We start from the raw sequence: 25,413 nt of genomic DNA, 5'->3' as shown, positions 1-25,413 counted from the left end.
TTTTTCAACTTCTGTTTTTTCGGCAACAACCTTTTGACGCTCTTTTTTAGTAGACATTTCCCCCCCCCTTTATTTTTTTAAAATGTTGTCTAACGATAGAAATGCCCCTATGCTACCTATCCTCCCCAGAGGAGAAATTTTATTTTTTGATAGGGGGGCTTATCCAAAATAACTTGGAAAAACTTTTTTTCGGTTTGCTTTCATTTTCTTTGATTGTATGACAAACTGGACAAAGTAATCTCAAGTTATTCTCTTCTAATTTAAGTGTTTCATCTTCTTTAATTGGTATTACATGATGAACATGAGCACTCCTACCAAAAACGAGCCTTCCACATCATTGACAACAGCCATCCTCGCTTTCGTATACCTTTCCTTTGACCTAACATACTTCCATGCATCAGTACGATAGAATAGTTTGTTATCATGATGATAGATATTCTTCTTATCTTTCTTCTCCTTGGTTTGTTGCGCTTATGTCTTCACAGTAACGCCCCTTACTTATCTTGTTACGTCAGCAATTAAAGTCACAGTACTTCATGATAGTAAGTCAATTATGTCTTCTTTCTTGTTAACATTGGTTGGAATCTCAATATCTAACTCATCAGCATACTCACGTAACTGTTTCACTGTCATACCATTAAAGGGTTCTACCACTACCGTCTTATCAGGCTTACTTGATAAGTCCATGCCCAAGACCATACTTTCAGGATTAACAGTTACTTCGAATCCCGGTTCTTCACCAGTAGGAACAAATAGACTTCGCTTTTCTTTTTAATCCCAATACTCCGTATCTGATATTATTTTTCTGATTTCAGTAATCAATTACTCTACACCACCATGCTATTTTTATATAATAAAAAGCACCTATTAATATAGGTACTTTAATTTAGTGAATATTAGTTTTACAGCTCCAAATATTATAAACCCCACCATAATAAAAATAGCAGGTTGCTCTAACAATATCGCAAGTGCATTTAATAACATCTCGATTTTAGACATGTAATCACCTCCTATATTTAATCATACAGTAAGAAATGTTACAAACATCTTTAAATCCATTTATAAAAATATTAATATTCCGTTACAGTTCTTTACATTTAAAAAGCACTCCCTAAGGAATGCTTTCAACACACATAAACACTAACCTTATAAACCTAGCTTTTCACCAAATGTTTCACGTAGGTAATCTTCTAAGATTACTGTTGTAAATTTTCCATTACGACCTAGGGCAAATAACTCTCCATTTTGTACAACAATTGTATACAGGAAAGTAACTTCGCCATTAATAATTTTTGTAACCTCAATTGTATTGTTCTCGTTATTAACCTTTGTATAAGATTCAATACCATCTATGTTTATACGCGAATATATATAACCCGCACCGATTTTAAAATTATGATTCTTTACAGTTCCTATCCCTTTTTCCATTAACAGTACATAATCAGAAATGAGCTTACTATGTCCATCCGTGATGATTTTCTCGTCTAAATCCTCTCCTAAAAATCTATTGCTTTTTTAATAAATTCAGCTTGAAAATCCAATTATTCCACGACCATCTCTACAATTAATATTGGAATTTTAAACTAATATTAATTTTTTGTCTAAGTTGTAATCTAAGTACGCGATTCGTTCCTCTAATTCCTATTGTACTTTCGATACGTAGGCAATTGTAAATCTCAATTTTTAACTACATTATAAAATTGTTTGGGTTATTAACAACTAAATGTAAAAAAGCTTTTATATTCCTGCAACATTGCTGAAATCTGATTTCTGATGAACGTTTATTTTACTTTCTACTTTTTGAGTAAGTAAAATGTAAATACCATAACCTTCTCACTTCATTACATGATGATTATAATGCCACTCAAAATAAGGTGCCGTTTCTTCCTTCCAATATAGACAAGACTTGTTATCATACTCTCCAAGTAATGCACCTACACGTCCCTCATAAGGAACAGCATTATCCATCATATCCGTACGCCTAAAATAACCAGAAGAATCCACTACAAGGAGCCCTTTTTCAAACAACATATCACACCCTAAATAACAAAGTGGCATAACCACATTGACATCTAGTTTTTCCTCATTTGAACAGTGCGAACGCTTTTTTATATGAGCCGTTGCAATAAAATCTGGTGATAATTTCGTTTGGCAGCAACCGCATACCACCGCTTTCTCACCATTGAATAAAAATTCCCTTAGCAAACTTTGTTCAACACGATACTTACGCTTCGTATCACGGTTAAGTTCCTTATTATTCTCTAGTGCTAACAATGCTTTTAAAATCTCTTCACGTGAGCGCTTCTCACTAGATGCTTCCAAAATAGCAGCATGCGAGTCTACATATTCACCTTCAAGATCAAATGCATCAATAACCTGCAAGCTCTGTTCATGACTTAATACACGGAAACCCATCACTGGGAAATCCTCCGATTTTCCATATACAACCTCATTAAATCTTACAACCGACAAGTTATATGGATGGATATCTTGTAGTATGTAAACGTGCTCGAAAATTGGATCTCCCCATAAATGTTCACTTAACCCAGGAGAATGCAACTTATACGCAACGATGGCCCGGTTATAAAAATGCTTATCTTGATAAAATAGCACAAAATCACCAAGTTCTAACTTATCATACTGCTTTTTCGTTGCATCATTTGCACCTGACTTCACGCCCCAAACAGCGCACTTCCCCTCAGGAAAAATTGCCCGTAAATCCGCAAGCTCTTCTGCCTTCACATATTCCGCAAATTCTTCAACATCACGTAACTGACGAATCGTATTTTTAAAATTAGTTCGTGCCACTTTATCGCTTGTTGGCTGCAGTACAACATTGAAATCTCCATAAGTAGCAAGTCCATTATGGGTAATCTCCATCACTGGCGTTGCATCCTTCTTAATAACACTAATCGTATCTGCTGTTAATGGGTTCACTAAGTACTCCTGTGATACCTTATAATGATTTGCAAGTCTTTCCAAATGTTTTTTTGGAATCGTACCTTTCTTCGTCCATAACGAAACCGCCTGAGTCGAAATACCTAGAATTTCCGCAACATCCTTATTCTTTTGACCTTTAACATTCATTAAATAGTGTAAGCCTGTCATTACTTGTTTCATTCCAATTTCTCCTTCACAAAATACAGGTAACGGTGACCAAAAGATTACTCTTTTGACCACTATTATGTTTAAATTAATTTTAATAAAGCTGTCGCTTTTTCATCAATAAAAACTTCCAAACGTCTTAAAACATTTTTTTTCAATTCTCCTCGTGTGATTTCATTAACCGCTGGTGTAAGCAAATTGATTTTCGTTAACGAATCAACTGAACAGAAATATAGATTATTAAAGTTACGACTATCATCCGATGGAGAGTTCCATAGCAAACTTGCCACTTTTGGATTGTGAAAGCCACACTCAACTTCCGCACGTAAAAAATAACACCAATCTGTGTAAAACCATATATCAAACCCCTTGTTAATCATCTTATATTGATTATCCGTCCACCCATAATCGTTACATCCCCATGCAAGAAAGCGTTTCGAGGGAAAAGCTTGTTCTAAACACTTATACTGCTCTTCAGTTAATGCTTTTTGTAAATCATCTAGGTAAACCGACTGAAGTATTGTACGCTTCACATTTTCCATACCACCTGTTGGTTGTAAAACTACACCTTTCTTCTTACTTCCTACTTCTCCATTTTGATATAATTTCATTATATATTACCTCCAAGTTTTTATTTATCACATTAATTCTTTACATGCTAATATATCGAATTATTTGATACAATTGATTTGATTATTATTTAAACTTGTTTTTTTCAAGTTTATTACCACCTATACGAAACCCTTATATACTACACATTAAATTGTTCATCTATCAAAGTCAAATATAAAATTTAGTTAATTTTTGTTCCCCAAATATAAAAACATCAATAAAACCCTATTAAATCAGCATTAAAAATGATTTAATAGGGTTTTATTTTTTTATGCCCCAATTGAATTATAATGTGGATATCTTTAAAAACTTTAAAATATCAAGTTTTTGTATATATAATAAAAATTCAAGATAGGGCTATACCAACATTCTTCCTTTAAATTTACATATATAACAAAAACGTTTCTTTTTTATCACATCGATTATTTTTCTATCCCTTAATTTCGCAGTATATCCAACCACTTAAATAGAATGAGTGTTAATGGTATAAATTCCATTATCAGATGAAAAACCTAATCGATTGAAATTGAGTTATGTATATAATCATCCAACCGAATTCTTATTTTTCATTTCTATAGTTCATCATATTTTTTATTTTTTCCAAACGCCTTTTCTACTGGATATTTCTCTGCATTCTTGCGTAATTTAGCATGAACTGCCTCTTCTAAATCAATATTTAATTTATCACTTAACATAAGCAAATAAATCATTACATCCGCTATTTCTTCCTTCATTTCTAGCATTTTTGTTTCTGTCGCTTCTTCACTTGACTTCCATTGAAAGACTTCAAGCAATTCTGATGCTTCTAAGTTTAATGAAATGGCTAAATCCTTAGCATTATGAAACTGACCCCAATTTCTCTCATCTCGAAATTTTATTACTGCCTCTTGTAAATCTTGCATTCTATTAATCGCCTCTCTATCCCTTACTATTTTTTCACATAAAACTCAACACATATAGAACCTCTTCTAATTAACCATAATCCAGATATAGTCATCCTCATATTTAATATTTAATTTTAAGCGAATTCCCTTCATATAAACTTCTAATTGTTTTATAAGGTCCTCATCATCAGGTTGATCATATCTATCTAAGTTTAAATATAACTTAAACAGATTTCCATTCGTTAACTCAAACTCCCATTTTAAAAAGTTATGTAGCATATTTTCTTTATTCATATAATTATTTGCTTCCATATAATCTAGCAATTCATATAAATTATAGTATACTAAGCTACTTGGTTTAAGACCTTCACATCTTGGGCAAAATTCTCTATATCTGTCTTGTAATTGCATAATCATTTCTGTTCCACATTGATTACAGTTATACATATAACACCCTCCTCTACTAGATATCCCAATTTCTCTTCCTTATTACCTGCCCCTGAAATTATAAATTATACTATTTTATTTAATAAATATTCCTTATTCAACTTAAAGTATAATTTATTCTCCAGGTTAATTTCTATATATTTAAAATCCCCCTTCATAAAAGAACATACGCTCTTTTATGAGGGGCAATCACAGTGTATGACTATTCCATCCTAACTAATAAAATCATCTTATGTGTAGTTCTATGAAGTTTTTACGCTTCAGTAAGTTGCATCAAAATGGGATTAGACCCTATGCATACAAAATTAGCAGTAGTCGGTGATGTAAATAGAAGCGGTTCAATCGTTCTAGCCGCAACTCCACCCTTAAAAGCATTGGGTGTAAAGAAGAATGTATGGTTTGGTATTTAAGAATGTAAATCAGACTGTATTTGGTACTATGGAACATTATCCCTTATATTTTTCATTCCTACTGCTACTTATGTTATTTCTAAATTAATATGGTCATAATTAAAAAAGAGGGTGCTCGCAGCTCCCTCTTTTTTTAGATAATTAAATATGCTCTCCATGATCCATAAACACTTCAATAGTTTCATTTTGTGATACGTCTTTTACATTAGTAAGACCAAAAGTAAAAACAGCGGATAACATCATCATTAATAAGATTGCTTTTTTCATTTTAGCGCCCTTCTTTCTATACTCTTTTTGTCTGCATCTAAAGCGATGTGTAAATACTTGCTGGCTTTTTCGTGATTTTCTGAACCATAGAATATATTACCTAAAAGATAAGCATATTCTTTTACCCAATCATATAATTCTTCTTTTTCAAAATACGAAATACCTTCCATGACCAACTTTTCTAATTCTTCTTGTGGTGCATAGTTATGTACTGCTTTTAAAATTTGAAAATGATGACGATAACATAAGTCACTAATCTTATAGCCATTCTCAATATATTCATTAGCATTATGATTATGACCTAACTTAAAATGTTCTCTTGCTAAAAGAAACATCGTTTTAGCGTTGTTTTCTAGTGATTCCTCTAAATGCTTAATTGCTAACTCTGACATGTTTTGACTTGCATATAAAAGTCCTAAATTGTGCTTCACACGTTTAGTAAGACTTTCGTCATGAGATTTTTGGAAAGTATCCAATGCTGAAAGTAAATATTCCTCTGCACTTTCGAATTCACTTAAGCGAGTGTGTGCCATCCCTAAAGTATTCAAACAAGCAGCAGTTTTTAATTCATACCCTGGACTAATTGAAAATACTTCATTTGCCTTCGTAGCAAATTGAACTGCTAGGATCGGTTTTAATACGTGATAGTAATGGACTGCAAGCCAATAATTAAATTCAGCTTTTTCAATTTCATCATGCATGTACTCTAAAAACGTTTCAGCTTTTTCAAATTGCATTCTTGCTTCACTATGGTTTGCTGTATTAGTAGCATAAATTGCTTTAAATAAATGATGATAGTACTCTAAAAATGTTTCTGTAGACTCTTGTAATGGCTCAATTTTATCCAAAATATCTTTTGAACTATCCATATCACGAATTAGCAGATTATACCGTGCATTCAATAAAGCATAGTAGACTAATATTGTTTGGTCTTCCTTAATATTATTGATTTTATCTGCAATCTCTTCTTTTATTTTATTAGACTGTAATACACGTAGTGAAATTATAGCTTGATACCAGTCGTTTAATAATTTTGTGATTTCTTCTTTAGAAATAATTTCAACATTCATATACGCTACCCCCTTTTGTTAAATGTTACCACAACACACTTGTTTATATAAATAATTTTTCGAATATTAAAACTTGATAAACTTTTTTCTAATACTTATATTAAACAATGTTAATTTCAGATCTATTGAACTATCCCCACTTTAAATAATTATCTGTTAATCTTACCAATTCAATTAGTACAACAGTTAACAAGATACACAGGGAAGATTTAATTGAATAGAAAATATATTTTGAATAACTCCCTTTAAAATTAGTATCAGTATCCCTCATTCCCTCGTCTACCGATTTTAATATCCGTATTTCTTCAAGTACACATATATATGATTTGATTTTATACGAAAAACCATGAATTATTAAAAATTTAGTTTCAGATAGAATACGTAGACCATAGGAGTTGGTGTTTCTTAATCCAGAATACATTACTGGGTCTTTTTTTATTAGTACAAGATATAAATCGTCAGTTTGAATTATATAGTTGAGAAGGAATGCTTAATAAAGAAGGAGGATCATGATGAAATATCAAACAATATTTCTCTCATTAAAAAAATCGCTTTTTATCTTTATCCTTTCTTTCAGTATGTTAATTTTCACACTCCCTGCCTCTACCTTTGCACAATCCAATAGCAATGCAAACCCTGTTACAAATTACTATGTATCTCCAACAGGAAATGACCTCAATCTCGGCACATTAGATCAACCTTTCGCTACCATTCAAAAAGCTGCTAATGTCGCGAAAGAAGGAAGTACAATCTACATAAGAGGCGGAGTTTATAAACAAAAAGTTCGTGTCGCTCATTCTGGTGCCTCAGGCGCACCCATTACTTTTCAAAATTACCAAGATGAAAAAGTCATTCTTGATGGTTCTAATGTCAAGTTAGAAGATGATGGGTTATTTACAATAGAAGACAAAAACTATATTCAAGTAAAAGGATTAGAATTTCGTAACTTAAAGTCAACGAAAGTTAACGAAACCCCTATTGGTATTTATATCTCTGGAACAGGAAGTTACATTGATATTAGAAATAATTATATTCACCACATTGAAGCAAATGTTAAGGATGGAAATGCACACGGTATTGCTGTATACGGTACTTCATCTAGTGCACAAAATAATTTAAATCATATTGTCATTGATAATAACGAAGTAGCAAATTTGAAATTAGGATTGAGTGAAGCAATTGCTGTGAATGGAAATGTAGATTCTTTTGAAGTTACCAATAACAAAGTGCATGATAACAACAACATCGGAATTGTTCTGATTGGACATGAAGGTGTATCTTCAGTAGCTGCTTTAGATCAAGCACGGAATGGAGTTGTTCGTAATAACATTGTCCATCACAATTCATCCATCAATAATACTAGTTATAATGAATATTCAGCTGATGGTATTTACGTGGATGGCGGAAAGGAAATTATCATTGAGCAAAATCAAAGCTATGAAAACGACCTTGGTATTGAGGTGGCAAGCGAACATGCAGGAAAAAGCGCAAGCCAAATTACCGTTAGAGACAATACGATATCCAATAATATCATGAGTGGTATTGCAATTGGTGGATATGACAGTAAGCAAGGATATGCTGAAAATAACACGATTACGAACAATGTAATTTATAAAAATGATACAAAAGATCAAGATAGTGGCCAAATCGAAATAAATTACGATACTCGGAACAATGTAATTACCAATAACCAAATCTATGCAAGTAATAGCCGTATTTTTATTAGCAATAGTTTTAATAAAAACACTGGGAACAAACTGGATTACAATCATTACTATGGTGAATTCGATCAAAGTAATGGCTTATGGCAATGGAAAAGAAAAACGTATAAAGGATTTTCATCTTATCAAGCAATTATGAACCAAGAAGGAAATGAACAACATAGTGAATTTAGCAAATTATCCCCTTCATTCAAACTTATTTGAAAATGAAGCGAGTTTACTAAAATGACTTTATCTTAGCACACTTCAAATCCCCTCCCCTATAATGGCAAGGATGAATTAAAAATTGCAGTTTCAATTGAAACTGCAATTTTTCCATGCCTATAAAAACTCTGTATTTATTCTTTAAGTACATAGGCGTATCTATAATTATATTAGTAAGCTGCGGCTAATTCCTCTTAATATTAAGTACTAATAACTCCACAGAGATTAATCTATTATTAATTCAGGAACAAGTATATTAAAAATATGAACCTTATTTTTAGTATTTCTTTTTATATTTAATAGCTCCTTCTCCAATATGAATAAGCAACTTTTATTATCCCTAAAGAAATAAAGAAATATAAGAGGATATTCACAAATTGTTCTGCTGTAATATATTGAAGTATGTTAAGGAGAAATAATATAACTATTCCCAGATAAAGAGTATTATATAAAAAATTAGTAGTTTTATACTGAATTTCTAAACCTCTCTCATCTCTTGCTTCTTGGCTTTTTTGAAATTTAAACATATATAATTCACTTAAGCATGATAAAACTATAATAATAATTACAGCATACTTTATAGATTCCATTTGTTTATTCCTCCTTAAATTCAAAAACTTCCTCTAATGGTTTTCCAAAAGCTTGAGCTATTTTAAATGCAAGAATTAAAGAGGGATTATATTTATTCCTTTCCATAGAAGCGATAGTCTGTCGACTAGCACCTACTCTCTCTCCTAAATCTTGCTGTGTCCAACCTTTTTCGGCACGACAAACAACTATCCGGTTGTTTAACAACTATCTCCACCTCCCATAAATATTTTATCCTATTTTTAACATTTTGAATATAATCTTTAACATATTGTTCGCTATTTTTTACATTTTGTTAAAAATACCATATGGGGAACATTGAATATTTGCAAGAAGTTGTCTCTTCAAACGACTAGTATTCTAGGAAATTACAACTAAAGAAGTTGCTGTTTCTTTTATTCCCTTAAAAACTGAATCGCTTTGCGGTACTTCTCCAATCTTTTTAGGTCTTTATCTGTTATTCTAGCTAGTCTTGAGCGATCAGAATTATGTTTTAAGTCTGCAAGTTTAACTGTGCGGGCAAGAGAATTTTCTTTTACTCTGCTCAGATACTCAAAATAAGGCGTGTATTTCTCTTTTGTCAGTAGCTGCACTGCCTCAACTACATTATGAGGTATACCAGCATTTAATAAATCAGTAGCTGTTATCTCAGTATCTTCCAGAACATCATGCAAATAAGCAGTAGCCTTCTCTTCGTTCGTATTTACAAAGCTAGCAACCGCCTCAGGGTGTTTGATATAATCCATACCTGCTTTATCTACTTGTCCAGCATGGGCTTTTTTGGCTATCTCATGAGCTATCTTTATATAATCAGGTAACATCTCAAAAACTCCCTTTCTTTAAACAAAATCTCCCCCTCTAGCCAGCTATTCTAAAAGTGAAGGAGGAAAATATTGATATAATCCCTTAGCAAATCATTGGAATTCATCTTGAAACAAAAAATTTATAAAAAATGCCATCCTCTCTGTATATTTCTACAAAAAGAATAGCGTTTTTTGGTTATACGGATACATTTTTATTTTAATTTGAATTACACCCTTTTCTCTTACGGGTATTTACTATATTAATGAAGAAAATTAGTCCGAAGATAAGGAATAAAAATGGGTGTACCCATGTTCTAAAATTAACAAGACTTATAATAAACATTATAATGCAAAGGATACAACCTATAATATCAATACTAAAAGATAACTTCCCCTTTATTTTTTTCATTTATAACTATTCCCTTCCAGATGCCACCTTTAATTTATAATTCTCAATATAATAATAACATATGTTTCGATTTTTAACTTTTTTACATTTAATTACTTTTTTGGTTCTGGTGCAACAAATACCTGTATTATGTGCACCAGGGTAGCAAGATAGCAATTACCGATGAAATTAAAAGTAAATCTGAACAGGTTGAAGAATCCATTACAAAAAAGCTAACGAAGCAAAAATAAACAACATATAGATTTGAATTATATTTCTCAACAACCAAAATTACTTAATGTGGTAAAATAATAATTGGATTGGCATCCAATACCATATTACGTTGGTTCAAGTCGCAGAAAGGCACCTTAGGGTGTCTTTTCTTTTGTTTGAAACACATTCTGCCAAAATACCTGTATCTTTGTTCAATTACGACTCATATAATCCAACAAACTTCGTATATATAATTTGTTACCCTAAATGGGTTGACAATACGAACCGTTATAGGAGGATTTTGTGAATGGTAAAAACAGCATGTGTAAGTATGATTACTGGCATTCTTTTAATATGTTCAACAGGATGTGCCACTCAAACTGATTCTATTACAGCTAAAACTCAATCAATAGATGATGGCACATATACAACAAAAGAGATCACAGACGCATTTCCTGTAGGAACACCCATAACTACTTACATTCAAAAAGAAGAAAAACTTAACGTAAAACATCTCACCAATATTTCACTTACAGATGGTGGCGTCGGTAGAGTTCTGGAAGCAACAGATGGTTTTGTTGTTGTATGTGGGAATGAAAAAGGAGTTTTTGATGTGTTAACGTTTAAAACTCTGGAAGATGTAAAGAAATATGAACAGAGTTTAAAGCGATAATTAATATCCTCCTTATGCCTTTTACACAGACATTGTCCTCTTGCTCTTGCTATGGCCTTTTCTAAGTACAGTATAATTGCGTCATGAATACACACACGTTATAATAGTCACCTAATTACATATTAAGAGGTGCAGAAAATGAATAAAACTGAATTAACAAAAGTAGTAGCAGAAAAAGCTGAACTTACACAAAAAGATGCTGCAGCAGCAACACAAGCATTATTAGATACAATAACAAATGCGTTAGCAACTGGAGAGAAAGTACAGATTCTTGGTTTTGGTACATTTGAAGTACGTGAAAGATCTGCACGTACAGGACGTAACCCACAAACAGGTGAAGAAATGCAAATCGCGGCTTCAAAAGCACCTGCTTTTAAAGCTGGAAAAGAATTTAAAGAGGCAGTGAAATAATTACACATAGTCAAAAGGCTTTCCACACCCCAGCTTTGCCCCCTACCCTTCGCATATCCTGTTTTGGCTAGCTAATCTGGTTTGTTAAGGGGGGAAAAGAGAAGGAGGGCAAAAAAAAGAATCCTTTAAAAATCAGGATTCTTTTTTTTGAAGTATCGCCTATTGTAAAGTATTTTTATAAGAATGTGTAGTAGAAGGTTATAGCAAATCCGATTATAAAGAGTAATGATACGAGGAGATAAACTCTTTTTTTGTTATCTTTTGCTATTATTTTATCTAGTGTATTGAACTACCCCCACTTTCACTTCGTTTAGAAGTGAGGGATTCCTAAGTAAAGAGTTCTATCGAACTCTAATTGATTAGGCTAACCCCGCAGTCCTTGCGGTTAGAAGCCTTATCGCTTCATTCTTTAGATTGATACTTGCGTTAATATCCCTATCATGGTATGTACGACAAGAAGGACAGTTCCATTCACGTAGGTTTAGATTTTTAACGTCTTTATTTTGATATCCACAACAGGAACATAATTGGCTGGAAGCAAATGTTTTCGATACGACAATGACTTGTTTGCCATACCATTTTGCTTTGTATTCTAACATTGATCGAAATTGCAACCAAGATACCTCACTAATTGCTTTTGCTAACTTATGATTTTTTAGCATATTCGATACTTGCAAATCCTCTATACCGATAACATCGTGGTTTTTGATGATTTCAGTTGAGATTTTGTCCAAGTAATCTTTTCTAGCATTTGATATGTATTCATGAATTCTAGCTACCTTTACTCGTTGTTTATTCCAGCGAGAAGATCCTTTCATTCTTCTAGAAAGAACACGCTGTGCTTTCGCCAACTTATCTTCTAATGATCGGAAAAACTTAGGATTTTTATAGTGTGTTCCATTTGACAAAATAGCGAAATCTTTTAGTCCTACATCTATTCCAATGTAAGAATGTGTTTTCGGAAGTTCTTGTACTTCTGTTTCAACTAATAGTGACACAAAATATCTACCAGCAGGGTTCCGTCTAACTGTAGCATTTACAATACGTCCCTCTACTTCACGACTTTTGGCAAATCGAACAAGGCCTAGTTTCGGTAACTTTATTTTGTTCCCTATAATGGCAATGTTTTCATTTGTTTGTTTTGTGGTATAAGATTGTACGTTGTTCTTCTTAGATTTAAAGCGCGGTGCGCTGTTTTGTTTTTTGAAAAAGCGTGTATAAGCATCCGCAAGGTTGCGAACAGACGACTGAATCGCAATACTATCCACTTCTTTTAGCCAAACAAGCTCTTTCTTCATGGCAGGTAGTTTGGCAGAGCATGTACCATAGGTCAAGCCTTTTCCTGTCTCTTTGTATGCTTGATCCCATAAGGATAGGAAATGATTGAATACAAAGCGAGAACATCCAATCGTTTTGTTGATTAGAATTGCTTGTGCCTGATTTGGATAGATACGAAACTTATAGGCTTTATTCATCATTATTTGATTCACCTCCATTTCGGTATATGACTATTATACACCAAACGTACATTCGATAGGTAGTGGAGTAACACTTTCTATATGTCGAACAATTAAGATGGCTTCCTGCCATCCCTTGTTCGAACCCAATTCATCTCCCACCTACTCACTGAACTGTGACCCTTCACGCTCCTTGAGGAAGGAGTCTTCTTGGCTAAAATGATAAAAATACCAACAATACCTGCGATTAATGCGAATTTAGAGAATTCAGATGGATATGTGAAGGCAACTACTGCCAAACAAGCAATAATCAATGTTAGTCTATAAAACAGTATTCCTTTAGACATTTCCATTTGAGGAATCACACCCTTCTTTTTATATTTGACTAGCAGCGCAACCAATTGCGTAACCAGCTAGACATCCAAGACAACCACCACATGCACCTTCGCAAGCCCATTTAGCCCATTGAGGCATAGTTTTCCAGTTGTTTTTAATACAACGTTGAACATCTTCCCAGTAACCTGCTTTTGCATTGTTTTCTTTTAAGATTGATTCACTTTTTCCATCAGTGAATAATTTCATCTGATTAAGTTTTCCATCTTTTGAATTTAGGTCTAAAGCCCCTACATTTTCACCATTTCCATAATAGAACAAAAAATTAAAATTTTTAATATTTTTATAATGATTGTAATATGTTGTTAACTTAGAGAGCTTTGATATATTCCATTTTTCATTTATTCAAAAATCAGATTATAAAAAAACACCTTCAAGAATGAAGGTGTTTTTTTCTTATAAGTCAGCGTGTGTTTGTAATAAATAATCTGGTCTTGCTGGTGCACCTCCACCGTCTCCTATATTTACAGCTTGATTTTTAAAAGAGTCGTTTAGCCCTAACGATAGGATACTAATTAAAGATATTCCAAGTATAGTTAGATAGATTTTTTTCATTATTTTAACGCTCCTTTTTCTAATTCATTTTTTTGAGCTGTATTGCTCATGTAAAAATATTGACTTGCTTTGTTATGGTTATTTTCTTCATAAAACTTTAGAGCTAAGATATCAGCATATTCTTTTACGCATTCCCATAGTTTTTCTTGTTTGAAATAAGTAATACCTTCTGAAATAAATATTTCTAAAGTTAATGTAGGGACATTGTTGTTGAGGGCTCTTAAAATTTTAAAACGATGTTGGAATTCTTGATTGTTAAAATCGTTACTAAGTTTTAATCCTTTTTGAATTAGTTGATCGCTGTAATTATGGTCATTTATCTTATAGTATTCATATGCTTCTACGAAAAATGCTTTGAAATGGTTTGGATTGTTCTTTGTTACTTCAGATACATGACGAATCGCGAGTTTAGATAAATTTTGTTTTGAATATAACCAAGCTAAATTATGTCTTACCATAAGGATAGAATTTTTATGGTTATTTTTTTGGAATGTGTCTAGTGCCTTATTAAATGACTCCTCAGCTAATTCGAAATGTTTTAAATCAATACAACACAGACCTATAAAATTGTCACATAGTGCTACATTTATTTCATAACCTTCATGTTTTAAAAACTCTTCTTTAGCTAATTTTATATAATCAAGAGCTATTACTTGTTTATAGATTTGATAATAAAAATACCCCATTCGATAATTAAATTCAGCATGTTCTATTGGATCAGGGATGTGTATTAATAGTTCTTTAGCTTTTTCATAGTGTTCACTTGCTTCAGTGTAATTGGATGTTAAAGTAGAATGGAATGCTTTAAAGAAGTGATAATAATAAGCTAGGAAATCATCTGCTGGAGTTGTGAAATTATCCATTTCATCAAAACTGCTTTCGTTAATACTTATCCAATCTGTTAATGCTTTGTATCTAAAATCTAATAAAGAATAATATAAGAGTACGTTTTGATTTTCCTTGACATTGTTAATTTCATTTTCTATATACTCTTTTAATTGTTTTGCTTTAACTAATTGTTGTTTTAACATGGATTGATACCAGTCGTTTAATAATTTTGTTATTTGTTCATTTTCTAGTTGAACACTCATAGAATCTTCCCCTTTTCCAAAATTATCTATATCTAATGTAAAACCATGGTATCATGGTATTACATTAGATTAACCTTTAAATAAGTTGATATATATAATTTCGAATATTCTGTTCATTTTACCTTTAATTTTATTGCGGCCTTTATTTAGTATGGTTTTAGCAAAAAAATACTAATAAATCCAGGGCACATTTATGGACATAATGAAGGATATTACATACGTTTATCATACACCTATGCTTTAATTTTACATTTATTAAATTTAATATATTAATTAATAGAAATCATCCATACACTTTAATGTTAGGTCATTGCCATCAAGTTAAGAAATTCATTATCCTAAAAATGAAAAAAATGATTTGTCATAAATTGGTGTAGAGAGATAAAAATTTTCTTTTTGTGGGTATGTTAAAATTTTAGCTTGATGGACATATGTCACGCCCCCTATTACTGATTGTTGTTAGAACTGCTGCTCCCACAAGAAGAATATCTGAAAAAATTATTTTAAAACAAAACCTCTTTATAAAAGAACACAAGCTCGTATATAACAGGAACAAACGTTCTTTTGTTTAGGAAGGAATAACAGTGTATGACTATTCTATCTTACCGAATAGAATCATCTTATGTGTTGATTTACGTAGCTTTTACGCTTCTATAAGTTGCATCAAAATGGGGTTAGATTCTATGTATACACAATTGGCAGTAGTCGGTGATGTAAATAGAAACGGTTCTTTCGTATTAGCTGCCACTCCCCCATTAAAAGAATTGGGAGTAAAGAAGATGGCCAGATTATACGAGATTCCTCGAAGAAAAGACATTCTTGTTATAAATCCGATTATGGGAACATACATTAAATGCTCTAATTACATAACAAAGTTAGCTTTGCAGTACGTTCCTATTGAAGATTTTCACCAATATTCCATCGACGAGTTCTTCATGGATATTACGGATAGCATTCATTTATTTACTAACGATCCCTATGAATTTGCGTTGAAATTTAAACGTGAAATATATGCAAAAACACAGATCGAATGCACAATAGGAATTGACCCTAACCCTTTAATGAGCAAAATAGCTTTAGATATAGATGTAAAATAAAATAAATTTACGTAAACATGTTTAAATCATTATAAAGGAGCATAAAAGAATGCAAGAGGTTCAAATAAGAAAGAATGCAGTAGGAGCAATTATTCATAATGATATTAAAAACTATCCCTATTTAAATATACCTATGGTTATTAAAGAGAAAGATGGACAGATTTATGAAGTTATAAACACTGGTTTTCACACTAATAATGCAGTAAGAATGATAACAACGGACGATTTTGCTACAACCAGAGTAAATACACCGATTGTAACTGTAAAAAACAGTGATGGTAATATTCAAGTATACCGCTTGCCTTTAGAATTGGAATCTTGGGTAATTTCTTGTATGCAGGCTGCTTCTGCAGGAAAAATTTCATTTCCATGTAAAGTTTCCTTTGGGATTATAGATACAAAATATTATGTTGAATTCATTTAAAATTAGAATACATTTAACATTTGATGTAAATAAAGACGGAACACCAACATTTTGCAAATTCTGTACGTCAAGACTAAATCTCTTAATCAAACCATATTTTATTATACGTACCAAAACTAATTACCAACAACAAAATAGCCTAAAAAATATTAAACATTCTTTATTAACGATATTATTAATGTCAAATAAAAAAAGAAGAGAGAAAACATTCTCTCTTCACCAATAATATTTTACAGAGTAAGTAGGGTAAAAAACTATATAGAGATGAACCACGAAAATACTTTACCTAGTGAATTATATCATAAATCACTCTAAAAAATACATATCACATACAATTTTGTTTTATTTATGACAAAATTGTTAAATATTTGAATGCAGAAAGGCTTTATATCTAAATGAATAGAAAGGTGTTGGTGTGGTAATAAAATTTAAGGAGGCTTTCTATTATGTTTTCAAAAAAACAAAAATTATTAACAGTAGTTACAACATTAACATTAGGGTGCGGATTTACTTTTGGCTTAACACCTGCTTCTGCGGATACAGCCAATAACACTTCTCCAATTAAGGAGGAACAGGTACGAATACAAATACCTTTCACGGGCTATGTTATTTCAGCAGACGATAATTACTTAATTGTTGCTGATACTTTTACGAAAGAAGAAGCACTTTATTATCAGAATAATTGGTGGGAGCTAGTTTCCCAAAATAAAATTTTAAGAGTACCTGTATCCAATGGTGAAAACTACAAATTAGGTGAAAAATTAAACGTATACGCTGCTGCTTGGACTTACTCTTTACCACCAATCGCTATAATGCCAACAATTGAAAAAGTAGTTGATTAAATACTGCTTATCTAATAAAAGAAACATTGCCCTAATTAGAGCAATGTTTCTTTTCCTCATTTGACATTAGAAATTGAAATGGATGAGAACAGATTTGGAACGCTATTCTCAAAAGCTAATGTAAAGGAAGGGATTAGTTCATGTATTCTTTCTTGCATTGGTTTCTTATCTACTTCTCCAAGTTCGTTCAAAAGTTCATTCTCTTCTGAAGACTCATCTCCATTGATTAACATTCTTAACATATCTGAGTTAATGATTTCATGAGGCGAATGAACTAGCCCATTCATCATTATATATTTTTGGAGCATGGATGAATTACCTTCATTTGCTTGCTTTGCAGCTTGTTTAAGATATAAATCAAAATATTTCTGTGCAAATTTCACACCTTTTAGTGGAACGGTTCCTACATGCTCAACACCTTTCCAACGTAAATCCGCAATTGAACTCAGCCACCATGCCGGCTCAATAGCCTGTTGCATACGTTGCAGCACCTTGCGTTCGAATCCAGGTTTATGAGTAGAATGTTCCTTTAAACAAGTATCTAACATTTCAGCTTCAATAGCAGCTACGGTCATCCCCTGTCCATAAATGGGATCAAAGTTACAAAAAGCATCACCTAACACTAATAACCCAGATGGCCAATTTTCCATTTGTTCAAAATGTTGACGAGTTGACTCCTGCGCTCTAAATCCTCTTGGGACACTAATTGGTTCTAACTCTTTAATTAACTCCCTCATCATAGGGGTAACTAAAGAATCCAGTTCTTTTTCATATTCTTTTGAATTTGTTGGTGGATAGTGCGTACCTCCAGCAACAAATAGTAGCGCTTGAGCTATGTTATCTTCAATATACAATAACCCTACAGCACCAACTTTTTTAGCAGGATCTCCTTCAGAAATTGCACTCAATTTCTCTTTGATATGTGAAGGTACTTTATAATATCTCGTGCTATATCCAAAATTCACCTTTAAACGTTCTGGTTCTGGAACATCATAGCCCATAGATGTCAGCCATTTATTGAGTTTAGATTGACGACCACATGTGTCAACTACCAAATCGGTTAACACAGTTCGCTTTGTTTTTAATTCGTCTCGTTCTTGAATATGAATTCCAATAACACGCTTGTGATCAGACGAAGCTAAAAGGCCTTTCACCGCTTGCTTTGAATAAAAATGTACATTCGGAATTTCTTGCACACGTTGGCGGATTGTCCATTCTAACAATGCTCGACTGCTTGCTGCACCTTTTCGTTCTATAACTAGTTCCAGTGCCCCATACGGAGAAAATCGAATCATTTTATCATTCTTGACATTATGGGCCCCAAAATTTAATAAATCATCAACATATCCAGGAAAGAAGCGGTTCATAATTATTTCTCCGCGTGGTAATACACGATGAGGATGAAAGTCTTGAGGTGTACCTGGACGTTCAGATGGTTTTTGAGGTAACTCATCTTTTTCAACAACTATCACTGTCTCAAAATAACTGGAAAGCACGCGTGCAGTAAGTAAGCCTGCAATACCAGCTCCAATCACAAGTGCTTTTTCTCTTTTTTGCTGTTGATATGGTAATTGACTATCCATCAATAATCTCTCCTCTTTCTAAAAAGTATGTTTGTTCAGCATGAATCTATTAATTTTTTCAAAAAAATCAGAATAAATAAATGATGATTCTTCATTATTTTAGTAAGGAGCCCGTTGATATAATAGTTCATATAGGGAAACAAAAACAGATACATTTCAAAACACTACATTCCCCCCTATTACAAGTGAAAAATAATTAACGTAACCAGTAGTATTGTAGTATCTAATAGCACCGGTCTTAAATAGTTTGTTTTTCCGATTATCAATGTGTCAGTAAATCCAGCACATTTATCGTTATACTTTCAAGCTCAGTTCTCTTAAAATATATATGTTTATATTTTTTAGATATACGATTTTAAATCCTTCTGAAAACCCAATAGACAAATGCCCCGATATCATTATATTAAAGAGTTCACCCTAAATTAGTAATATGTTGAAAAACTCACTTTAGCCAACAGGTGCTTTAATTAAATACCTTTATTATCTCTGCAAAGGTATTTAAATTTCAAATACGTTTTTCAATCCTTTGAATCCAGTAAAATAATTCATTTAAATAATAAGATTTCACTGCATAATAGAATACCTAAAGCGCTGTGGGTATTTCATTTCATTATGCCCCTATTGGGATCTGCCTTCATCATTCATATTATTAAAATTACGTTAGTCCAAGTCAGAAAAAGTACACTTAAATGAGTATCTTTTTAACAAAATTCAAGTTCATATAACCTGTATAAATGCCCACCGCTTATAATAGTTTTTTTAATACTGCTTTATTCCCCCTTTAATATTTTTTATAATTTGCACCTTAAATGTATCACTTTTATTACCCTTATAAATATTTAGGGTTTTTATAAATATTTATTTGATTTTTAGTAATATTAGGATTCTATTTTATCTAATAGAAACTAGAGGGTTTGAGAAAAGTATGTAATAATGCATAATAAATCAATCAGATATTATGATATACTTTCAAAGAGCTGATACAAAATTTCTTTAGATTGGAAAACTAAAGTCTTATCTACCTATTTGTGGGGACGTCTTATGGCGCCTTTTCTTTTTTAATATAAAAAACCCCAAAGCATTCATATGCTTAAGGGTTTATCAATTGAAAGGTAGAGCTGTTTGGAATTCCTTAAATTAAGAACAAAGCGGGATTACTCCTAAACCAATTAATAAAGCTGCAGCAAACGCTGGAATTGGCGCAGGAATCTCCGATACCTTCTACAACTAAAAAGTATTGTCCATTTACTACTTTAAAACAAAATAATTGTATGGCTAATCCTCCCTTATGTTAGGATTAATACATTATATTAGACAATCCCGTTATTGATATAATTAAATAGTTTATTTTTTAGAAAATGTGTAATTTATCAACTTTCAAGGAAAACACATTAATTTATCTTTCCCTTATTTTCAAAAGGACCTGCTCAATTCACACATAAAAACATAAGGTAAATTGAACCCATTAAAACACATGGAATGACCCCTATTCTTTTTCTCTTATCTAAAGGAGGAACTATTATTATGGGATATGGTGGTAGTTGCGGCGAAGGCTGCGGTTTTGCTGGAGGCTTTGCTTTACTCGTTGTACTCTTTATACTATTAATCATTATCGGATGCAGTTGCTTCTGCTAAAAAACTATTAGAAAAGGCACCTTGAAGTGACCCCTGTCAAGTAGACAGTATTCAAAAAACACAACTAAGCAACCTGAGTTCTATATTTATATGGACTCAGGTTATTTAGTTTCTTTTGGAACCTTTGGTGATTATAAAAGTGTATATATTTGCGCACAGCAAACTTAACCTCATCAGCTGTGCGGAAAGAGTATAAATGAAAACACTCTGACTTAAAGTGACTGAAGAAGCTTTCTATACAAGCATTGTCCCAACAGTTTCCCTTTCTGGACATACTAGCCTTCATCTGATATTTTTTGAGTAGTTGATTATATTGACGAGATGTGTACTGGAACCCCTGATCACTATGCAGGAGAATCCCTTTCACGTTTCGTTTTTTTCTTGCTTTTTTAAGTGTGTCTAGTACTAGTTTTAGGTCATTTCTACGGCTAATTTCATAGGCAACAATTTCATTGTTGTATAGGTCTTTAATAGCGGATAAGTACAATCTCTGTCCATTGAAAATCAAATAGGTAATATCTGTTACCCATTTTTCGTTTGGTTTGGAAGCTTGAAAATCCCTGTTCAGATGGTTATCTGAAATCACATAAGCTTCTTTCTTCCCGTAATAAGGTCGTTTTCTCCTAATAATAGCTTTGATACCTAGTTCACCCATCAACCTTTGTATACGTTTGTGATTAAAATGAAGGTTATAAGTGGCTTTCAGCCAAACTTGTACTCTCCTGTATCCATAAATCCCTTTAAGTTTTTTATGACACTCCAATATCTTCTTTTTTATTTCGGTATCTTCCAATTGTTTTTCAGAAGGCGTCAACTGTCGCTTAATCCATTTGTAGTACCCACCTCTAGTTACTCCAGCGATATCACATAGAATGGTAACTGCATAACCTTTTTCTGATAGCCCTTTGATGGCTTCAAACTTCCTCGTTTTTGGTACAGATTCCACTCCTCCTTTTACATCCCTAAGAGCTTTTTTAACATTGCATTCTCCGCTTCTAATCGTTTCATTTTAGCTTCTGGATCTTCTGGATTGTTTTTTGGTCTACCTATACCTGGACCTTTCGTTTTACCACGTTTTTCTTCTAGTCCTTTGATACCTTCAGCTTCAAAGTGTTTCACCCAACGTCTTACTACCGAGTGATCAATTCCTAATTCTTTAGCAACCGTTTTGTATCCCATTCCTTCTTTCAAGTATAAATTTACTGCTTTTTTCTTAAATTCTATATCATAAGTTACTCTAATTTTGCCCATAGAAAAATCCCCTCCATAGTAAACAGATTAATGTGCTTTCTTTTTACTGTCTACTATAAGGGGATCATATCACCTTAGGGTGTCTTTTCTTTATGCGTAAGAACCTCGCCATCTTATGGAAATGGCGAGGTTCTTATCTATATTATTTATTATCTTGTTCCAGATTTTTATCAAGATTAGAATTACTATCATTATGGTAACGTTGGTAGTTCTCTTCATGTAGCCTTTGTTGTTCTTGTTCAACTTTATTATCATGATCAATCATCTTAATAACAAAAAATAATATTACGATTACAAACACTATAAATGGGATGAGAGCAGTTTTAGAAAGCTCCTTTAAATCCTCTTTTGCTTGTTGCTTTTCTTCTCCTGTTGAAAAGAGATAAGCAAATAAAGCTATTATAAATGCAAAAAAACCGAAGAGTATTTCTACAACTGCAAAAATAGCATCTAACATTACTTATGTATCCCCCTAATATAACATATATGTATTACTAATTAACCAATAATTCCCTTACACATTATATCAGCTAGAATACATGGAAGTATAATAAATTATTTGTATAGTTAATTTTATTAATTAATATGCATTACTATACGATAATTCGAATCGTCGGAAGACCCCTTAAGTTTTTTTTATGGAAAAATCCCCACACATTGTGTAGGGGCCTTGTTTTTCTTACCATTTAATTTTTGTTGGATTTAACTTGGAAATATATCCACGTACTAATTGTTTTTTGTTACTGTCATAGATACCGATATCACCAGAGAAATTTTCCCAATATTCCCCTAAATAGTCTTTTGATGGTGCTTTCAAATCTACATTTAATCCCATTGCCCCAAAACTTGCCACTTGGCGCGCTGCTATGTCGCCTACTTGTTGCGCTCGTTCTTTCGTTGTTCCAGCTGGAACGATAACAACAATTCGAGTTAGACTGTCTTTTGCTTCAATATGAACGTCTTGCGCCTGTGCAGCCACCTTTATTCCATCCTTTGCTGTTTGGATGCCTAAATGGCTTAATTTCACATCTTTATTACGCGCTCCTTGGCCTTGTGCTGTCATCGATTGTTCCACTTTTTCTTGTGTTTGTGCCTCATTTAACCCGCTGGCTTTCGGTTGTTCAACTGATGTTGACTCTGCTTTTTGTTCTTCTTTAACTGTTTCTTTTGCTACATTTTCATGCTGTTTTGACTTATCCGTCGATTGTTGCACAGTTACTTTCCTATCTTCTTGCTGCTTTTCTGCCTGAAATGCTTTAATTTTTTCTTTTTGTTCCTCTTTCTTCACCTCTTGCTCTATTTTCGCTTCTTCAGTACCACACGCTGCCAATAATAAACCTGCTACAATTGTTAAACCTGCTAATTTAATTGCTTTTATAATAAATACCGCCTTTTCATAATTTAATTCTTTCATCTGTATAAACGACCTCAGCTACAAATATTAACTTTGTACCACATATCTGGATCATTTAAATGATAACATATTAATATTCAAATTTTTTATATTTAAATATTAATTTTATAATCTATTTTCAATCAAAACAAATTAACCTTCGCATAAAACGTGGAAGTCATTCTTTTAAATCGATAGTGATAAGGTACCGCCACATCACCATCAAGCTAACAGAACAGATTACCCTCTAAGCGAAAATTTTGTGGCTTTTTTAGCGCGGAAGTTCATTATTATCGTTTTTTATGTTCCTTAACTTGATAGAGGTGTGGTGGATCCCTTTTTTAGAAGTAAATACTTCTAAAACCTTGAAGTATTTGAAAATCAATTTTATCTGCTTTTGTCCTTTGAATTATAAAATCTAATCCATTTTTGGTATTGTCCGCATATTTAGGCATTGCTTCAAGAGTATCTGTCAATGGTTTGTTGAAATCGTCCCAATGTATTGGAATAACAAGCTTCGGTTGTACTTTTCGTACAGTTTGCTTGTAATACGTATTTTGGAAAGTACTTTCCTGCTTTCCTAATACCCCTATTCCTAAAAACAAGACATCAGCTCGAATATCATCTAATACTCCTTCTATATAGTTAGCACTTGGTTTAACAAGGAAAGTTTTATTATTATGTGTAATCAAGTAATCATAAGAAGAGTCTTCATGATAATCTAGGGCTTTAGCAGGTTGTTTAAGTGGCTTTTTTATTTTTTCTCCTTCATCAAAGGTTGGTGAATGTTTCGATGGAAGGACAGTAACAGTAAAATCACCAAACTTCATAGCCTTATTTACTTCATATACAGACATCTGGTTCTTATTTATATAACCACCAATACCTATGTTAATTGCTGATTCTGAACCATATACATGTGTTCCAGTTCGTTTAGCTATATAAGCTAAATCAAACGCATGATCATAATGTGTATGTGCAATAAATAATCCCTTAAGTTTATTATTATCAACCCCTATTTGATTAAAAGCTTTATCCACAGTATCTTCATCTGTTTTTATATTGCTGAACAACATTTTTGGTAAGGATGGCCTAGAAATAAAACCATCAATCATTAATTGTGTATTTCCATCATCAAATAGTAAAGATGATGTTCCTAAAAATGTGACCTTTACCTCACCTTGATTCAATACTTTTTGTGTTGTTTTTGGAGCATAATACTCCTTGTATTGTTGAATATCTGCTGAAGGTGTTAAAAACTTGTAATAAACGAAAATAGAAGTAATTATTACTAGTACTAGTAATCCTATAAAAAACACCCTTAATTTTTTTCTTAATGTGTATTTCAAAAAACATTCTCCTTTCTAGACAAAAAATATTATTGTTTGCCTGTGCTAAATCCTCCTACTTGAGGCTACCACAAAGTATCTATAAAATTTAAAAAACGCCATCCTTTCCTATGATTCTACAGAAAGAATAGCGTATTTTTTCTTTTTATGGATACATTTTTTAGCTCAATAACGATGGGTTGTTACCTCGAATATAATTATTTTATTTAAATGTCTCTTTTAAATTTGTTTCATATCTTTTCATAGGTTGGTATACAAGAACGTGTAGTGATAAACCTATCACTGCAGCAATGTTTAAAATAATACTTATAATCATTAAAGACCCTTCTATAACTGGAGAAAAGTATCCATTCGTACTTAACGTAGAAGAACTTATACCAAGTAGTAAAATCACTATTAGTAAAGGTAAGTTTTTAACCAATTTGAATCCCCCTTTAAATGTAATATCTTTATATTATTATATCACACACTAGTTTATGTAATTACTATAAGATAGTTATCTATGGGCAATTTCACATGTTTTTTTGTTACAAGTTAGCACGAAATT

29 protein-coding genes and 3 pseudogenes are annotated in these 25,413 nt (G+C 32.3%); 8 read left to right on the top strand and 24 right to left on the bottom strand.

Annotation, left to right across the window (positions count from 1 at the left end):
• Positions 1–139: 139 nt before the first annotated feature.
• The 8 genes and pseudogenes from MHB52_RS36900 to MHB52_RS29860 all read right to left on the bottom strand — a co-directional run bounded on the left by MHB52_RS36900 (position 140) and on the right by MHB52_RS29860 (position 5,048).
• On the bottom strand, positions 140–283 hold the full coding sequence (locus tag MHB52_RS36900; protein WP_253703363.1) for an HNH endonuclease: 144 nt from the start codon (positions 281–283) through the stop codon (positions 140–142).
• Between the two features lie 251 nt (positions 284–534).
• A pseudogene (locus MHB52_RS29890) lies at positions 535–822 on the bottom strand (hypothetical protein).
• A 45-nt stretch (positions 823–867) separates the two neighbouring features.
• Positions 868–999 carry a hypothetical protein gene (locus MHB52_RS29885; RefSeq protein WP_277996105.1) on the bottom strand — a complete coding sequence of 44 codons (132 nt, stop codon included), beginning with the start codon at positions 997–999 and terminating at the stop codon, positions 868–870.
• Positions 1,000–1,146: 147 nt separating this feature from the next.
• Positions 1,147–1,449: a DUF3942 family protein gene (locus MHB52_RS29880; RefSeq protein WP_253703360.1), complete on the bottom strand. Its 303-nt coding sequence runs from the start codon at positions 1,447–1,449 to the stop codon at positions 1,147–1,149.
• Positions 1,450–1,833: 384 nt separating this feature from the next.
• The gene (locus MHB52_RS29875) at positions 1,834–3,120 is read right to left on the bottom strand and encodes a helix-turn-helix domain-containing protein (RefSeq protein WP_061663311.1); all 1,287 of its coding nucleotides are present in this window, start codon (positions 3,118–3,120) and stop codon (positions 1,834–1,836) included.
• A 68-nt stretch (positions 3,121–3,188) separates the two neighbouring features.
• On the bottom strand, positions 3,189–3,716 hold the full coding sequence (locus tag MHB52_RS29870; RefSeq protein ID WP_061663310.1) for a hypothetical protein: 528 nt from the start codon (positions 3,714–3,716) through the stop codon (positions 3,189–3,191).
• Between the two features lie 573 nt (positions 3,717–4,289).
• Positions 4,290–4,619, bottom strand: a complete 330-nt coding sequence (locus MHB52_RS29865) for a nucleotide pyrophosphohydrolase (protein WP_061663309.1) — start codon at positions 4,617–4,619, stop codon at positions 4,290–4,292.
• A gap of 66 nt (positions 4,620–4,685) precedes the next feature.
• Positions 4,686–5,048: a hypothetical protein gene (locus MHB52_RS29860; RefSeq protein WP_061663308.1), complete on the bottom strand. Its 363-nt coding sequence runs from the start codon at positions 5,046–5,048 to the stop codon at positions 4,686–4,688.
• A 194-nt stretch (positions 5,049–5,242) separates the two neighbouring features.
• Here MHB52_RS29860 and MHB52_RS29855 point away from each other — a divergent pair.
• Positions 5,243–5,437, top strand: a pseudogene (locus tag MHB52_RS29855) (DNA repair protein); the annotation flags it as partial.
• A gap of 162 nt (positions 5,438–5,599) precedes the next feature.
• On the opposite strand, the gene MHB52_RS29850 reads toward MHB52_RS29855, so the two are convergent.
• Complete coding sequence (locus MHB52_RS29850; RefSeq protein ID WP_000709205.1) at positions 5,600–5,725, bottom strand: hypothetical protein; 126 nt, start codon at positions 5,723–5,725, stop codon at positions 5,600–5,602.
• The gene (locus MHB52_RS29845) at positions 5,722–6,795 is read right to left on the bottom strand and encodes a Rap family tetratricopeptide repeat protein (RefSeq protein WP_340768403.1); all 1,074 of its coding nucleotides are present in this window, start codon (positions 6,793–6,795) and stop codon (positions 5,722–5,724) included. The genes MHB52_RS29850 and MHB52_RS29845 overlap by 4 nt, the downstream gene beginning before the upstream one ends.
• Positions 6,796–7,307: 512 nt before the next feature.
• Between MHB52_RS29845 and MHB52_RS29840 the strand changes: the two genes are divergently transcribed.
• Positions 7,308–8,720 (top strand): right-handed parallel beta-helix repeat-containing protein, encoded by a 1,413-nt coding sequence (locus MHB52_RS29840; RefSeq protein ID WP_061663389.1) that lies wholly within the window; start codon positions 7,308–7,310, stop codon positions 8,718–8,720.
• Between the two features lie 296 nt (positions 8,721–9,016).
• Here MHB52_RS29840 and MHB52_RS29835 read toward each other — a convergent pair whose 3' ends face one another.
• The 3 genes from MHB52_RS29835 to MHB52_RS29825 all read right to left on the bottom strand — a co-directional run bounded on the left by MHB52_RS29835 (position 9,017) and on the right by MHB52_RS29825 (position 10,129).
• Positions 9,017–9,310, bottom strand: coding sequence for a hypothetical protein (locus MHB52_RS29835; protein WP_061663387.1), 294 nt, complete (start codon positions 9,308–9,310; stop codon positions 9,017–9,019).
• A gap of 4 nt (positions 9,311–9,314) precedes the next feature.
• Positions 9,315–9,515: a helix-turn-helix transcriptional regulator gene (locus MHB52_RS29830; protein WP_000933886.1), complete on the bottom strand. Its 201-nt coding sequence runs from the start codon at positions 9,513–9,515 to the stop codon at positions 9,315–9,317.
• A 188-nt stretch (positions 9,516–9,703) separates the two neighbouring features.
• Positions 9,704–10,129, bottom strand: coding sequence for an HD domain-containing protein (locus tag MHB52_RS29825; RefSeq protein WP_061663385.1), 426 nt, complete (start codon positions 10,127–10,129; stop codon positions 9,704–9,706).
• Positions 10,130–11,019: 890 nt separating this feature from the next.
• On the opposite strand from MHB52_RS29825, the gene MHB52_RS29820 reads away from it, so the two are divergent.
• Both MHB52_RS29820 and MHB52_RS29815 read left to right on the top strand, forming a co-directional pair.
• Positions 11,020–11,385 (top strand): hypothetical protein, encoded by a 366-nt coding sequence (locus tag MHB52_RS29820; RefSeq protein WP_000241080.1) that lies wholly within the window; start codon positions 11,020–11,022, stop codon positions 11,383–11,385.
• 138 nt (positions 11,386–11,523) lie between these two features.
• The gene (locus MHB52_RS29815; RefSeq protein WP_001043942.1) at positions 11,524–11,796 is read left to right on the top strand and encodes an HU family DNA-binding protein; all 273 of its coding nucleotides are present in this window, start codon (positions 11,524–11,526) and stop codon (positions 11,794–11,796) included.
• 359 nt (positions 11,797–12,155) lie between these two features.
• On the opposite strand, the gene tnpB is transcribed toward MHB52_RS29815, so the two are convergent.
• The 4 genes from tnpB to MHB52_RS29795 form a co-directional block, all read right to left on the bottom strand.
• Positions 12,156–13,274 carry an IS200/IS605 family element RNA-guided endonuclease TnpB gene (tnpB, locus tag MHB52_RS29810; RefSeq protein ID WP_086414111.1) on the bottom strand — a complete coding sequence of 373 codons (1,119 nt, stop codon included), beginning with the start codon at positions 13,272–13,274 and terminating at the stop codon, positions 12,156–12,158.
• A gap of 354 nt (positions 13,275–13,628) precedes the next feature.
• The gene (locus MHB52_RS29805; protein WP_228161275.1) at positions 13,629–13,835 is read right to left on the bottom strand and encodes a hypothetical protein; all 207 of its coding nucleotides are present in this window, start codon (positions 13,833–13,835) and stop codon (positions 13,629–13,631) included.
• A gap of 207 nt (positions 13,836–14,042) precedes the next feature.
• A complete protein-coding gene (locus tag MHB52_RS29800; RefSeq protein ID WP_000725639.1) occupies positions 14,043–14,201 on the bottom strand; it encodes a Phr family secreted Rap phosphatase inhibitor in 159 nt (52 codons plus the stop codon).
• A complete protein-coding gene (locus MHB52_RS29795; protein WP_061663255.1) occupies positions 14,201–15,292 on the bottom strand; it encodes a response regulator aspartate phosphatase in 1,092 nt (363 codons plus the stop codon). Before MHB52_RS29795 ends, MHB52_RS29800 begins: the two co-directional genes overlap by 1 nt.
• Before the next feature lie 584 nt (positions 15,293–15,876).
• On the opposite strand from MHB52_RS29795, the pseudogene MHB52_RS29790 reads away from it, so the two are divergent.
• The 3 genes and pseudogenes from MHB52_RS29790 to MHB52_RS29780 form a co-directional block, all read left to right on the top strand.
• Positions 15,877–16,386, top strand: a pseudogene (locus tag MHB52_RS29790) (Y-family DNA polymerase); the annotation flags it as partial.
• 52 nt (positions 16,387–16,438) lie between these two features.
• On the top strand, positions 16,439–16,813 hold the full coding sequence (locus MHB52_RS29785; RefSeq protein ID WP_001158653.1) for a hypothetical protein: 375 nt from the start codon (positions 16,439–16,441) through the stop codon (positions 16,811–16,813).
• A 446-nt stretch (positions 16,814–17,259) separates the two neighbouring features.
• Positions 17,260–17,655 carry a DUF3221 domain-containing protein gene (locus tag MHB52_RS29780; protein WP_000491768.1) on the top strand — a complete coding sequence of 132 codons (396 nt, stop codon included), beginning with the start codon at positions 17,260–17,262 and terminating at the stop codon, positions 17,653–17,655.
• Positions 17,656–17,711: 56 nt separating this feature from the next.
• On the opposite strand, the gene MHB52_RS29775 is transcribed toward MHB52_RS29780, so the two are convergent.
• Positions 17,712–19,238: an FAD dependent oxidoreductase gene (locus tag MHB52_RS29775; protein WP_061663253.1), complete on the bottom strand. Its 1,527-nt coding sequence runs from the start codon at positions 19,236–19,238 to the stop codon at positions 17,712–17,714.
• Positions 19,239–20,762: 1,524 nt separating this feature from the next.
• Here MHB52_RS29775 and MHB52_RS29770 point away from each other — a divergent pair.
• Entirely contained in the window at positions 20,763–20,873 is a 111-nt protein-coding gene (locus tag MHB52_RS29770) for a YjcZ family sporulation protein (protein ID WP_000540371.1), read from the top strand.
• Positions 20,874–20,937: 64 nt separating this feature from the next.
• Here the strand turns inward: MHB52_RS29770 and MHB52_RS29765 are convergent, their stop codons facing one another.
• The 6 genes from MHB52_RS29765 to MHB52_RS29740 all read right to left on the bottom strand — a co-directional run bounded on the left by MHB52_RS29765 (position 20,938) and on the right by MHB52_RS29740 (position 25,287).
• On the bottom strand, positions 20,938–21,819 hold the full coding sequence (locus MHB52_RS29765; protein ID WP_000446736.1) for an IS3 family transposase: 882 nt from the start codon (positions 21,817–21,819) through the stop codon (positions 20,938–20,940).
• Between the two features lie 8 nt (positions 21,820–21,827).
• Complete coding sequence (locus tag MHB52_RS29760) at positions 21,828–22,124, bottom strand: transposase (RefSeq protein WP_000516529.1); 297 nt, start codon at positions 22,122–22,124, stop codon at positions 21,828–21,830.
• 142 nt (positions 22,125–22,266) lie between these two features.
• Positions 22,267–22,581, bottom strand: a complete 315-nt coding sequence (locus tag MHB52_RS29755; RefSeq protein ID WP_061663109.1) for a hypothetical protein — start codon at positions 22,579–22,581, stop codon at positions 22,267–22,269.
• A gap of 222 nt (positions 22,582–22,803) precedes the next feature.
• Complete coding sequence (locus MHB52_RS29750; protein ID WP_061663108.1) at positions 22,804–23,538, bottom strand: DUF874 family protein; 735 nt, start codon at positions 23,536–23,538, stop codon at positions 22,804–22,806.
• A 320-nt stretch (positions 23,539–23,858) separates the two neighbouring features.
• On the bottom strand, positions 23,859–24,866 hold the full coding sequence (locus tag MHB52_RS29745; RefSeq protein ID WP_061663107.1) for an MBL fold metallo-hydrolase: 1,008 nt from the start codon (positions 24,864–24,866) through the stop codon (positions 23,859–23,861).
• A 202-nt stretch (positions 24,867–25,068) separates the two neighbouring features.
• A complete protein-coding gene (locus tag MHB52_RS29740) occupies positions 25,069–25,287 on the bottom strand; it encodes a hypothetical protein (RefSeq protein ID WP_000240396.1) in 219 nt (72 codons plus the stop codon).
• Positions 25,288–25,413: the final 126 nt, after the last annotated feature.

It is taken from the genome of Bacillus sp. FSL K6-0073 (assembly GCF_038006085.1).
Taxonomy (GTDB): domain Bacteria; phylum Bacillota; class Bacilli; order Bacillales; family Bacillaceae_G; genus Bacillus_A; species Bacillus_A cereus.
This window is presented reverse-complemented; position numbering and strand designations above follow the sequence as displayed.

Coding starts and splice junctions, on each gene's coding strand:
- MHB52_RS29885 (WP_277996105.1), bottom strand. CDS start 999: ATGTCTAAAATCGAGATGTTATTAAATGCACTTGCGATATTGTTAGAG.
- MHB52_RS29875 (WP_061663311.1), bottom strand. CDS start 3,120: ATGAAACAAGTAATGACAGGCTTACACTATTTAATGAATGTTAAAGGT.
- MHB52_RS29870 (WP_061663310.1), bottom strand. CDS start 3,716: ATGAAATTATATCAAAATGGAGAAGTAGGAAGTAAGAAGAAAGGTGTA.
- MHB52_RS29865 (WP_061663309.1), bottom strand. CDS start 4,619: ATGCAAGATTTACAAGAGGCAGTAATAAAATTTCGAGATGAGAGAAAT.
- MHB52_RS29860 (WP_061663308.1), bottom strand. CDS start 5,048: ATGTATAACTGTAATCAATGTGGAACAGAAATGATTATGCAATTACAA.
- MHB52_RS29850 (WP_000709205.1), bottom strand. CDS start 5,725: ATGAAAAAAGCAATCTTATTAATGATGATGTTATCCGCTGTTTTTACT.
- MHB52_RS29845 (WP_340768403.1), bottom strand. CDS start 6,795: ATGAATGTTGAAATTATTTCTAAAGAAGAAATCACAAAATTATTAAAC.
- MHB52_RS29840 (WP_061663389.1), top strand. CDS start 7,308: ATGAAATATCAAACAATATTTCTCTCATTAAAAAAATCGCTTTTTATC.
- MHB52_RS29835 (WP_061663387.1), bottom strand. CDS start 9,310: ATGGAATCTATAAAGTATGCTGTAATTATTATTATAGTTTTATCATGC.
- MHB52_RS29825 (WP_061663385.1), bottom strand. CDS start 10,129: ATGTTACCTGATTATATAAAGATAGCTCATGAGATAGCCAAAAAAGCC.
- MHB52_RS29820 (WP_000241080.1), top strand. CDS start 11,020: ATGGTAAAAACAGCATGTGTAAGTATGATTACTGGCATTCTTTTAATA.
- MHB52_RS29815 (WP_001043942.1), top strand. CDS start 11,524: ATGAATAAAACTGAATTAACAAAAGTAGTAGCAGAAAAAGCTGAACTT.
- tnpB (WP_086414111.1), bottom strand. CDS start 13,274: ATGATGAATAAAGCCTATAAGTTTCGTATCTATCCAAATCAGGCACAA.
- MHB52_RS29805 (WP_228161275.1), bottom strand. CDS start 13,835: ATGAAATTATTCACTGATGGAAAAAGTGAATCAATCTTAAAAGAAAAC.
- MHB52_RS29800 (WP_000725639.1), bottom strand. CDS start 14,201: ATGAAAAAAATCTATCTAACTATACTTGGAATATCTTTAATTAGTATC.
- MHB52_RS29795 (WP_061663255.1), bottom strand. CDS start 15,292: ATGAGTGTTCAACTAGAAAATGAACAAATAACAAAATTATTAAACGAC.
- MHB52_RS29785 (WP_001158653.1), top strand. CDS start 16,439: ATGCAAGAGGTTCAAATAAGAAAGAATGCAGTAGGAGCAATTATTCAT.
- MHB52_RS29780 (WP_000491768.1), top strand. CDS start 17,260: ATGTTTTCAAAAAAACAAAAATTATTAACAGTAGTTACAACATTAACA.
- MHB52_RS29775 (WP_061663253.1), bottom strand. CDS start 19,238: ATGGATAGTCAATTACCATATCAACAGCAAAAAAGAGAAAAAGCACTT.
- MHB52_RS29770 (WP_000540371.1), top strand. CDS start 20,763: ATGGGATATGGTGGTAGTTGCGGCGAAGGCTGCGGTTTTGCTGGAGGC.
- MHB52_RS29760 (WP_000516529.1), bottom strand. CDS start 22,124: ATGGGCAAAATTAGAGTAACTTATGATATAGAATTTAAGAAAAAAGCA.
- MHB52_RS29755 (WP_061663109.1), bottom strand. CDS start 22,581: ATGTTAGATGCTATTTTTGCAGTTGTAGAAATACTCTTCGGTTTTTTT.
- MHB52_RS29750 (WP_061663108.1), bottom strand. CDS start 23,538: ATGAAAGAATTAAATTATGAAAAGGCGGTATTTATTATAAAAGCAATT.